The sequence below is a fragment of the Pseudoalteromonas luteoviolacea genome (assembly GCF_001750165.1).
GTDB lineage: Bacteria > Pseudomonadota > Gammaproteobacteria > Enterobacterales > Alteromonadaceae > Pseudoalteromonas > Pseudoalteromonas luteoviolacea_G.
In genome coordinates this window covers 2,720,721-2,732,105 of sequence record NZ_CP015411.1, presented here as the reverse complement: position 1 = coordinate 2,732,105, position 11,385 = coordinate 2,720,721, and the positions used below count along the sequence as shown (strand labels likewise).

11 protein-coding genes are annotated in these 11,385 nt (G+C 40.9%); 8 read left to right on the top strand and 3 right to left on the bottom strand.

Features of this window, described 5'->3' with window-relative positions; genetic code table 11:
- Window positions 1-8: 8 nt before the first annotated feature.
- Window positions 9-1,736 (top strand): DUF3466 family protein, encoded by a 1,728-nt coding sequence (locus S4054249_RS11575; protein ID WP_046355024.1) that lies wholly within the window; start codon window positions 9-11, stop codon window positions 1,734-1,736.
- A 52-nt stretch (window positions 1,737-1,788) separates the two neighbouring features.
- On the opposite strand, the gene S4054249_RS11570 is transcribed toward S4054249_RS11575, so the two are convergent.
- Complete coding sequence (locus tag S4054249_RS11570; RefSeq protein ID WP_046355025.1) at window positions 1,789-2,295, bottom strand: DUF2062 domain-containing protein; 507 nt, start codon at window positions 2,293-2,295, stop codon at window positions 1,789-1,791.
- A 72-nt stretch (window positions 2,296-2,367) separates the two neighbouring features.
- On the opposite strand from S4054249_RS11570, the gene S4054249_RS11565 reads away from it, so the two are divergent.
- The 7 genes from S4054249_RS11565 to tcdA all read left to right on the top strand — a co-directional run bounded on the left by S4054249_RS11565 (window position 2,368) and on the right by tcdA (window position 9,712).
- Window positions 2,368-4,539 (top strand): DNA internalization-related competence protein ComEC/Rec2, encoded by a 2,172-nt coding sequence (locus S4054249_RS11565; protein WP_046355026.1) that lies wholly within the window; start codon window positions 2,368-2,370, stop codon window positions 4,537-4,539.
- Window positions 4,540-4,602: 63 nt separating this feature from the next.
- Entirely contained in the window at window positions 4,603-6,339 is a 1,737-nt protein-coding gene (gene msbA / locus S4054249_RS11560) for a lipid A export permease/ATP-binding protein MsbA (protein WP_046355027.1), read from the top strand.
- A gap of 2 nt (window positions 6,340-6,341) precedes the next feature.
- Window positions 6,342-7,325: a tetraacyldisaccharide 4'-kinase gene (gene lpxK / locus S4054249_RS11555; protein WP_046355028.1), complete on the top strand. Its 984-nt coding sequence runs from the start codon at window positions 6,342-6,344 to the stop codon at window positions 7,323-7,325.
- Entirely contained in the window at window positions 7,315-7,512 is a 198-nt protein-coding gene (locus S4054249_RS11550) for a Trm112 family protein (protein WP_046355029.1), read from the top strand. Before lpxK ends, S4054249_RS11550 begins: the two co-directional genes overlap by 11 nt.
- Window positions 7,500-8,255, top strand: coding sequence for a 3-deoxy-manno-octulosonate cytidylyltransferase (kdsB, locus tag S4054249_RS11545; protein ID WP_046355030.1), 756 nt, complete (start codon window positions 7,500-7,502; stop codon window positions 8,253-8,255). The genes S4054249_RS11550 and kdsB overlap by 13 nt, the downstream gene beginning before the upstream one ends.
- Window positions 8,248-8,913 carry a TIGR01621 family pseudouridine synthase gene (locus S4054249_RS11540; RefSeq protein ID WP_046355031.1) on the top strand — a complete coding sequence of 222 codons (666 nt, stop codon included), beginning with the start codon at window positions 8,248-8,250 and terminating at the stop codon, window positions 8,911-8,913. Before kdsB ends, S4054249_RS11540 begins: the two co-directional genes overlap by 8 nt.
- Window position 8,914: 1 nt before the next feature.
- A complete protein-coding gene (gene tcdA / locus S4054249_RS11535; RefSeq protein WP_046355032.1) occupies window positions 8,915-9,712 on the top strand; it encodes a tRNA cyclic N6-threonylcarbamoyladenosine(37) synthase TcdA in 798 nt (265 codons plus the stop codon).
- A 6-nt stretch (window positions 9,713-9,718) separates the two neighbouring features.
- On the opposite strand, the gene S4054249_RS11530 is transcribed toward tcdA, so the two are convergent.
- Window positions 9,719-10,126: a SufE family protein gene (locus tag S4054249_RS11530; RefSeq protein ID WP_046355033.1), complete on the bottom strand. Its 408-nt coding sequence runs from the start codon at window positions 10,124-10,126 to the stop codon at window positions 9,719-9,721.
- Window positions 10,126-11,337 carry an aminotransferase class V-fold PLP-dependent enzyme gene (locus S4054249_RS11525; protein WP_230851847.1) on the bottom strand — a complete coding sequence of 404 codons (1,212 nt, stop codon included), beginning with the start codon at window positions 11,335-11,337 and terminating at the stop codon, window positions 10,126-10,128. Before S4054249_RS11525 ends, S4054249_RS11530 begins: the two co-directional genes overlap by 1 nt.
- Window positions 11,338-11,385 lie beyond the last annotated feature (48 nt).

Genomic DNA, 11,385 nt, shown 5'->3' with positions numbered 1-11,385 from the left:
GGATTGAAATGAGATATACACTTTTAGCCGCCAGTATTGGCTTGTGCTTTTCAGGGCAGCTTTTTGCTGCGACATACCAGCTAACTGAATTGCCATCATTTAGTGCTTCGACAGATAGCACAGTCGTTGATGCAAACGAATCTGGCGACGTAGTTGGTAGAGCAACCGGGTTATTCAATTTAAAAATTGACACTACTTATATTGATTTTAATGACGACAATTTAAAGGCTGATTATAACAACTTTAAAGAGGCGCAAGAAAAAATCGATGACCCAATAGAGTTTACTTTGGATGACATCGAAAATAATAATGCGACAGCAACAGATGTTGATGCACACGATTTTATGCGTGCTTACCTTAATCAACGAAGTGGAAACGCAGAATTTCAGAAACTGAATTCGAGTGCGGGCTTAATATATTCAACGACAACTGCAGACGAGAAAGTCATTTTTGATGTTGAGCGAGCATATACCAACAATGAATTATCGCGTTCAGTGGTAACTTATATCAATGGTGTTGCCTCAGATGGTTCGATGGTCGGCTGGGGCAGTGCGCCTTATTCAAAAAGAACTGACTTCGTTAAAAATGATGAAAGTGAGCCAACGGTATTTTTTGAAAGAGCGTTTTCATCACGCGGTGTATTCATCTCCCCAGGTGGTGAGGTTATCGAGCTGCCACCAGCCTTTGTCGGTGAATACGGTGGTTTCAGTGTTGCGAATCATGTTGAAAGACTTGATGATGGCACGTATTTAGTTGTTGGACAAAGTTCAATAGATGTTGCGATAGATGGTCAACAGCGTTTTGACGATTTGTGTAAAGGAGAGAATGAGCCGGTCAATGTGTGTGTATGGGAGTTGCAAAATGGCTCGATATACTACAACCGCCATGCATATCAATGGAAGCTAGACGCTAATTTCAATATCATTGAAGGCGAGTCAAAATTATTAGGCTTGGGTATTGAGCGAGAAGAAAATGAAGAGAGAGTTCATTTAGGTACTGCTTTGGCGGTTAATCAATCAGGATATGCGGTAGGCCACTCTCAGACTCGCAAAGACGGTAATTTCATCAGTCGACAAAGAGCTGGTTACTACAAAGATGACAAGTTCACACAAATTATTGAACATAATGAGGGCTATGAAGCGAGCCGAAGTCTTGATATCAACAACAATAATATTGTTATTGGTTATAGATTTAATGAACTTAGTACGTTTCAGCAAGTAAAAGGCTATTACTATAATATCGACAGCAAGACTGTAACTGAAATGGAGTCTTTCTCTAACGGTTCTGGTATGTATCCTCGTGATATTAACGATGCGGGTTATATTGTTGGCCAAGCAGAAGTCGAAGACATTGGAGATTCTCCAAGAAGAGAAGCTTTTATATATAACACGGCGAATGCTGAATTACTTAATCTGAATGACCTTATCCCTTGTAAAAGGGATGACTTCACATATCGTGTCGGGGACGCTGTTAAAATTACTGAAGACAACAGAATTTATGCAGTCGCTACAAAGACAGTCAAACGCAGAGACAGTTTGGGTAATGTAACAAAAAATAGTGCGGGTGAAGATGAATTTGAGTCTGTGTCAGTACCAGTACTGTTAACGCCAATAAATGGAGAGCCAGAGCAGTGCCCAGCAGAAGAAGCAGAGACTTATGAACGAAGCTCGGCATCTTTCGGTATGTTAGGCTTTTTAGCATTGCCATTATTAATGCTTAGAAGACGCAGAAAATAAACATTAAAAAAGGGCCGAAAGGCCCTTTTTTAATTACACATTGACGACTTATTTATTGGTTCCTTGCTTGCCACGCTTTGTTTACTGAGCGGCGCCAGAGGTAGTCGATACCAAAAAAGCCAATAACAGCGGCAATAGATGCACAAATTAATGAGCCAACGATAAAAGCAGGACCAATTGTTGATATGCTCTGTGTGAGCCACTCCCAAGTGGGCTCAAACTGGAATGGCTGAATTTCTTGACCAAGTGCGAAAACCCCGACAAGATAAGAACAATAAAATATAGGTGGCATTGTTAATGGGTTGGTGATCCACACCAATGCAATAGATAACGGTAGGTTGACTCGAAAAGGGATTGCGAGTGCAGCTGCTAATACCATTTGAAAAGGGACAGGGATGAACGCAAAAAATAGTCCAACGGAAAAGGCACCTCTGGCTGAACGCCGATTAAGATGCCAAAGATTTGCATCGTGCAGTAAACTTCCAAAAATTCTTAACGATTTTTGTTCTTTGATCTTATTGTGATCGGGTAAAAAGCGTTGGATCGTTTTTTTTGCCATATAGAGCAACCATTTACTTCAATATTGATTTGCTGCGGCATCATTTTAGGAAGCCTAATATCCGTATTCTTCATGGATACATGGCAGTTACCCGTCAGTTTTGCCTTGCTCGTTTTTGTTAGTTGCTATTTTAAGCTTTTTTCGAACGTTTTGGCAGGTTTTATTTTAGGTATTTTTGTTACAAGTCTTAATTACATGCTGTTCTATCAACTTTCATGGAAAAGTTTGGTTATTGATAAGCCGGTTCAGATTACCGCCAAGGTTGTTCAAATTATTAAAAAGGGCGATAGGCCTTACATCCAAGTAAAAATAAATGCACTCGATCAATTTCAAGTAAACCCATGGCAAACTGTGCACGCTAATTTATCAGTTGCAGAAGGGGGAAGCTTGCTTCGTGAGGGAGATATCATTAACGGGGTTGTTACGCTTAAAACATTCCGCTCACGAAAAAATCAATATGTTTTTGATAGTGAGTTGTATGCATTTCGTAATCATATCTTCTTCAAAGGAAAGCTAAAAGTCGGCACAGTAAGTCGATATAACGCATCTTGGCGTCATAGTTATCAACTTTATATATTAGATGCCTTTCAAGACTATCATTTTGGTTGGCTTTACTATGTTTTGATGACAGGAGACAAATCAAAAATCCCAAAAAGCGAAAAAGAACAATTTCGTGTGCTAGGTTTGAGCCATTTATTGGCTATTTCAGGCTTACACATCGCAATCTTCTTTTCATTGAGTCTGGTGGTGACAAAGATAATCCTTTTTCCATTCAGAACCCTCTTAAAGCAAGGTGTAAATATACATTCAGTAGGGCTCATCGTCGCACTAGTGTGTGCTGGCTTGTATGTTGTTATGAGCGGTATGCAGATATCGGCTCAACGAGCGTGGCTGATGGCATGTGCAGGTGTTTGCTGCTATTTGATAGGAACACGGCTGAGCTTCATTCGGTTGTTACTTTACACGTTAACCATAGTGACGGTGATATCCCCATTTGCACTTTTAAACTTAGGACTGTATTTTTCTTTTACGGCTGTGGCTGGTATTTTTTGGTTAGTTTCGAAGCGTCAATTACGTCAAAAAATCAAACTAACTTGGTTAGACAAATGTGTTTGGCTGGGCAAAATACAAGTTTTGCTGTTCATCGTGTTATGCCCATTGGGGATTTATTCATTTCATGGTGTTAGTGTCAGCAGCCTAATTGTAAACTTAATTTTTATTCCTTTGTTATCTTTGGTCATTTTTCCACTTATGTTGGTGCAGAGTGTTTTGCACGCAGTAAGTGAATTCAATTTGATGACGGGTTTAGATAACTTGCTCGCAAGTTCCTACAAAACATTAACGTCTTATCACTTCCATTGGTTAGATGTGCAACCAATTTCAATCAGCCAACTGTGTCTAGTTATGCTATCAATTATGTTGTTGGCACATGCTTTAACACGGATCTATGCGCTTATACCGTTAACTTTATTATTCATACATTGGTTGTGGTTACCCAAACCCATATGGCAAATCAACGTATTCGATGTGGGTCATGGCAGTGCAGTACTTATTTCACAAGGCAAGAAAGCTTTTTTATACGATTTAGGCGCGAATTATTTTGGCACATACTCCATGTTTAAGTATGTTGTGTTGCCATACTTGAAGGCACAAAATCTTGAGTTAATACATACTATTGTAAGTCATGATGATGGAGATCATGCCGGTGGGCTATCGGACCTGCAAAGTTTGGGGTTTGGTGATTCATTAAAAACTTTTCACCGCAGTGATTATGCTCAGCCCTGTTTATTAAAAGATATTGTAATGGGTAAACTCACAATCAGCGCTATATGGCCTAACGAATTACAAAATAATGATAATAATAGTTCCTGTGTGGTTTTGGTTAGCGACGGTAAATTCAAGCTTTTACTACCTGGAGATATTGAAGCTGATGTGGAGTCTGAGGTTGTGTCAAAGTATAGGGATTCATTGAGAGCAAATTTTTTGTTGGCTCCACATCATGGAAGCCGGACTTCTTCAAGTACAGAATTTATAAAAGCGGTGTCTGGCGAAGTTACCGTTTTTTCCAGAAGTCGAAATACGGCTTGGCAACTGCCTCATGATGCAGTTTTACAGCGTTATTTAAAGTCTGGTTATAAAGCATACGACACCGCACTGGATGGACAGGTTGAAATTCGAATTTTTAGTGATCACTTTGAGGTGTACACAGCAAGAAACGCGAAAAATCTATGGTTTTTAAGATAATGCATTCAGTTTTTGCTTGATGGCAGATACAATAAAGGGGTTTTGAAGTTTTAGAGTAATACTATGCAACAGTCTGGAAAGCAAATATATAAAAGGCTTTTGACTTACACGTACGAATTTAAGGCAGCTGCAGCATTTGCGATTATCGGTATGCTCGGCTATGCGGCAATGGACGCGTTATTCATTCAGCTGATGAAACCCTTTATGGATGAAGGTCTTTCACAAGGCAACCAAGATGTACTTGCGATGGCGCCGATTGTGGTTATTTTATTGGTCTTGGGTCGAGGCATATTTAATTATATGTCTTCTTATTGTCTGAGTTATGTTGGCTCTCAAGTTGTAAGAAAGCTAAGGCAACAACTATTCGAGCATATGTTGTTGATGCCAGTGTCTTTCCATGACAAACATTCTAATGGTGAGCTGGTTTCAAAAATTACTTTTGATACTGAACAAGTCCAGCAGGCGGTGACTCGTGCACTTCAAGTGGCAATTAGAGAAGGGGCGTTTGTGGTCTTTTTGCTATGGGGCATGTTTGCGATCAGTTGGAAGCTGTCACTTTTGTTTCTAGTAATCGTGCCATTTGTCGCCATTGTTGTCAGTATCGTATCTAAGCGTTTCAGAAAAATATCAAAAAATATTCAGGATGCGATGGGTGCGGTGACAAGAGGTTCAGAGCAAATGCTGTCTGGTCACAAAGAAATTCATGGTTTTGGTGGTCAGGATAAAGAAATTACGCAATTTGCTAAAGTAAACAACCACAATCGTCAGCAACGAGTGAAAATGGATGCGACAAGAGCGCTGAGTGTATCTGTCATTCAGCTGATTGCTGCTAGTGCGATGGCCGTGGTTTTGGCCATTATTGCTATGCCAGAAGTACATGAATCTCTGACGCCAGGTGTAGTTGCTTCGTTGATCACTGCAATGGTGATGATGCTGCGCCCTTTGAAACAATTGGCAAACGTCAATAGTGACTTCCAGCGCGGTATTGCCGCAGCTAAGAGCATTTTTCAAGTGCTTGATGAAGAGAAAGAAAAAGATACCGGTACATATTCTGCAAATACGGTAACCGGCGCAATTTCTATCAAGGGTGCAACATTTACATATCCAACAAAGGATGAGCCTGTGATTGAAAATTTGTCTATTGAGATCCCAGCAGGTAAAAATATTGCGCTAGTGGGTAGAAGTGGGTCAGGCAAATCGACACTGTCTAGCTTATTACCTAGGTTTTACGATTTGGATAGTGGCTCAATCACATTAGATGGTGTCGAGTTAAGTGAATACACTTTAGCTAGCCTCAGAAATCAATTTGCGCTTGTGTCGCAGCACGTTACTTTATTTAACGACACCATAGCGAACAACATTATGTACGGTTTGGATGAAAAACTCACCGAAGATGAACTCATAGAAGTTGCTAAAAAAGCGCATGTTTGGGAGTTCGTCAAAGATCTGCCGCAAGGGCTGAATACTGAAGTTGGTGAAAATGGTGTCATGCTTTCTGGTGGGCAAAGGCAGCGTATCGCGATAGCCCGAGCGATTGTTAAAGACGCACCAGTATTGATATTAGATGAAGCAACCTCGGCATTAGACACTGAGTCTGAACGGTTAATCCAAGAAGAATTAGACAAGCTGATGGTCAACAAAACTTCTATTGTCATTGCACATCGTTTATCAACTATTGAAAAGTCAGATCAAATTTACGTAATGGAAAAAGGCCGAGTACTTGAGCAGGGTAAACATGAAGAGTTACTTGCTAATGATGGAGCGTATTCTGCACTGTGCAAGATGCAATATGGTGAATGACAATGAATAAAGTAGAACAAAGTTGGTATAAGCCAATTAGTCTAATTAATATTGTACTATTACCATTAAGCGCTCTTTTTTGGTTGGTGAGTACTGTTAGACGTTTACTGTTTCGTGTCGGCATAAAGTCATCATATAAGGCGTCTGTACCGGTTATGATCGTGGGTAACATTGGTATTGGTGGTAACGGCAAAACACCATTTGTACTTTGGCTTGTCCCTTATTTACAATCACTGGGGCTGAAAGTCGGTGTTATTAGCAGGGGGTACGGTGCAAAGCCGCCGCATACGCCTTATCAAGTTACAAATGAAAGCACCGCAGAGCTGGCTGGTGATGAGCCGTTATTGATTTATAAACGATTAGGCTGTGACGTCGTTATCGGTGGCGATCGCAAGGCGAGTATTGAATACCTAATCTCGCATAATGAACCTGATATCATTGTAAGTGATGACGGTTTGCAACATTACCAGCTTGATAGAGATATTGAGATCTGTATTGTTGATAACGAACGTCGATTTGGTAACGGGTTTTTGTTACCAGCAGGGCCACTGAGAGAAACTCCAAAGCGTTTAAAGTCAGTTGACCTTACTGTGTTTAATGGCTCTATCAAAGAAGATGGTTACTCACTTAATACAACAGGTATTTACAGTGTGAAAACCGGTGAGCGAGTCACCAGCTTTGAGCCAAGAGGCATTGCAGTGAGTGCGATTGGTAACCCATCACGGTTTGAGAAATCGCTGGCGGCAAACGGGGTGACTATCACGCAAAGTAAACACTTTGTAGACCATCATATGTTTACTGCACAAGATTTTGAAATATACAACAAAAGCAATGTATTTATGACAGAAAAAGACGCGGTAAAGTGCCAGTCTTTTGCAAAAGATAACTGGTACTTCTTACGCGTAGATGCTGTTCCGTCAGAGGGGCTTGTAAGCAAGCTTCACAACTTATTAGATAAAAAGGGGATAATCACCCATGGCGTTTGATACTAAACTACTTGAAATTATTGCGTGTCCAGTATGCAAAGGCAAATTGGCGTATGACAAGGATAACAAAGAGCTCATTAGCACAGCAGCTAAGCTTGCGTATCCAGTGAGAGATGATATTCCTGTTTTGTTAGAAAATGAGGCACGAGAGCTGTCTCTTGAAGAGGTAGAAAAGTGGAATTCATAGTTGTCATACCAGCGAGGTATGCATCCACACGTTTGCCTGGCAAGCCTTTGGTTGATATCTGCGGTAAAACGATGATCCAGAGAGTATTTGAGCAAGCTCAGAAGTCAGGTGCAAAAGCGGTTTATATCGCCACTGATCACCAATTGGTTTTCGATGAAGCAAAGCGTTTTACAGACAATGTCTTAATGACCCGTGAAGATCATCAGTCAGGCACAGAGCGCCTTGCTGAAGTAGTGGAATTGCTCAATTTAGATGATGATACTTTGATGGTGAATGTGCAGGGTGATGAGCCACTACTCGAGCCAGAAAATATCACGCAGGTTGCGGAATTACTTTTTGACTCATCGGCACCTATGGCGACATTGAGTGTTGATATTGAAGATGTGGAAGAAGTGCTCAACCCGAATGCAGTAAAAGTTGTCAGTGACATCAAGAATAATGCACTTTATTTTTCGCGCTCGCCAATTCCATTTCAGCGTGACAGTATGATGACGATGGACAAAGCGCTTATTCCATTGACGCATTTTAAGCGTCATGTCGGTATTTATGCTTATCGCGCAGGGTTTATTAAAACCTATTTGGATCTCAGTGTGTCTCCGTTGGAGGTGCAAGAGTCTTTGGAGCAGCTTCGAGTGTTATATCACGGTCATTCAATAAAAGTGACCAAGGCGTGTAAACCTGTACATGCAGGTGTTGATACACCTGAAGATTTAGATAGAGTGATTGAGTTTCTTAATGGCTGATATTAAAGTCATTACACAGCATGAAGATTTTGTTGTTGCTTACAAACCCTGTGGTATGAGCTTCCATAGTGAAGAGCAAGCGGGGTTTGTCGCTTTGTTGGAGCAGCAGCTGGAAGTGAGCTTATTTCCAGTACATCGATTGGATAAGGTCACATCCGGTTTATTGGTGCTTGCCAAATCTAGTCAAGCTGCAGCAAAACTGACTGAGCTATTCACAAGTCGTGAGGTAAATAAATTTTATCTTGCGTTGATAACGGATAAACCCAAGAAAAAGCAAGGGTGGGTAAAAGGGGATATGGCCAAGTCTCGACGTGGCACATATAAACTTTTAAAAAGCCAAGATAGCCCAGCGATAACCCGGTTTTATTCTGCCAGCATTGAATCTGGATTGAGAGCCTGTTTACTTAAACCTTATAGTGGTAAGACTCATCAATTGCGAGTTGCCATGAAAAGTTTATCGGCACCCATATTAGGTGACGATAGCTATGGTGGTAAGCAGTCCGATAGAGTGTACTTACATGCGTACTATCTCTCGTTTAATTGGAATGACGAGTGTGTGGCCTTTAGTATTGAGCCTGAAGAGGGCAGCAAATTCATGCAGTTAATTGAGCATGAAGTATTTTTATCATGGCGTCAGCCTGAGCAGTTAGAGTGGTAATATGACAGATCAAGATACATCACTTCGATTTGGTGGCATCGGTAGATTATATGGTGACCAACAATTAGCGTGGTTAAGTGAAGCGCATTTTTGCGTTATAGGCATTGGCGGTGTGGGCAGTTGGGCTGCTGAAGCATTGGCAAGAACTGGTATCGGACATATTACACTGATAGATCTTGATGATATTTGTGTGACGAATGTCAACCGTCAATTACATGCAGTGACGCAAACGGTAGGTGAGATTAAAGCTGAGGCAATGAAGTCTCGCCTTGAAAACATTAATCCAAATTGCCAGGTTACTGTTATAGATGACTTTATAACGCAACAGAATATCAGAGAGTACATTCAAGGCTTTGATTATGTCATTGACTGTATTGATGCAGTAAAAGAAAAAGCGGCCCTGATAGCCCATTGTAAGCGCAATAAAATACCTGTGATTACTACAGGTGGAGCAGGTGGCCAAACTGACCCAAGTCAAATAAGCTTTGGTGATGTTGCTAAAACGACTCATGATCCGTTACTTGCAAAAGTTCGATATTTATTGCGTAAGCAATATAATTTCACTGCTAATCCAAAACGTAAATTTGCGGTAGATTGTGTGTATTCCACAGAGCAACTTGTTTACCCAACAGGGGATGGTGAAGTCTGTAAAGCGAAACAACAAGCCGGTGGGAGTAAGAATATGGACTGCGCCACGGGCTTTGGCTCTGCAACCATGGTGACTGGCAGTTTTGGTTTTTTTGCTGCTGCAAAGTCTATTCGGAAGTACCTAGATAAAAAGGGACGAGATAGTAAGTAGCTCCAATTACTGGAGCATATTTACTTGTTGTTGAATACGCTCAACAATTGCTTTGACACCATTTCCTCTCGAAGGGCTTAAATGTTTGATTAGGCCCATATCTTCAAATAATTGATAAGCGTCGATGTTTTTTGCATCGTTTGGCAGCTGGTGGTTGTAGCAAGCCAAAATAATTGCCAATAATCCTTTTACGATACGTGTATCTGAGTCAGCGATAAGCACAAGACGTTGCCTAGACTCGTCAAGGTCGATGTGGAGCCATACATTGCTCTCGCAGCCCTTTACAAGCGCTTCTGAGGTTTTTAGAGGCTCCGGCAGGCTCGGCAGTTGCTTACCAAGTAGCATAATTTCACGATATTTTGCTTGCCAGCCATTTAAACTGTTTATTTTTTCTTGGATTTGATTGATATCCATTATTCTTCCAACATCTCAATGGTTTCTATAAGTGCACTGATAAAAGTGTCTATGTCTTTTTGATTATTATAAAACGCAAGACTTACACGAATTGTGCCGGGAATATTTAAATGTGCCATTAAAGGCTGAGTGCAATGATGGCCACTTCTGACTGCTACGCCATAGGTGTTTAGTAGCGTAGCGATGTCAAAATGGTGTTCGTTTTTATAAGTAAAACTGACAACACCAATATTGTGTATTGTGTCGCCCCAAATTTTAACGCCTGCGATTTTTTGCAGATTTGATACCAGATATTGATACAAAGCATGCTCATGTTCAATTAACGCATCTTGTTCAATATTATTGAGGTAATCAAGTGCCGCTCCAAAGCCGAGTACACCGCTTATATTAGGTGTACCAGGCTCAAACTTTTCAGGTGCTTGTCTAAATGTAGTGCCTGAGAAGCTAACAGTGTCAATCATTTCACCACCGGTCTGGTAGACAGGCAGGCTATTGAGTAGTTCAAAACGACCAAATAGACCGCCAAGGCCAGTTGGCCCAAGTGCTTTATGAGCCGAAAACACGAAAAAATCACAATTAAGTTGTGTTAAGTCTGGTTTTAAATGCATAAATGACTGGGCACCATCAACGACAGTGATTGTTGAATAGGCTTTTGAGGCATCAATAAGCGACTTGATATCATGAATATTGCCAAGTGCATTGGACGCATGACAAATGCTTAAAATTGTTGGTTTGAGCTGGTGTATGAGTTCAATTGACGCATGGTGGTCCAGTACACCTTCATCTGAAGCGGGTAAAACGACAATTTGTGCACCTGTTTTAGCTGCCGCTTGTTGCCAAGGCACGATATTAGCGTGATGCTCAAAAGGGGAGAGCATAATTACGTCATCTTGAGTTAATTTTTCTGATAGACCGTGGGCGACTAAATTGAGAGAGTCAGTGGCACCTTTGGTCCAAACGATTTCATTGCGCTGAACATTTAAGTATTGAGCAAGTTTGTCGCGCACAGCTTCATATTTTGTGGTTGCATCAGCGCTAAGCGTATGTGCACCGCGGTGTACATTGGCATTCTCGAGCTGATAAAAATGGTTTACTGCATCAATTACACTCTGTGGCTTTTGTGTTGTAGCAGCAGAATCAAAATAACAAAGTGGTTGCTCATCCACTAATTGGTGTAATAAAGGAAAATCTTTACGAAGTTGCTCAATCAAGATAGTTGCTCATTAAGAACCGGAAACCGCCGAATTTTACCTAATTGA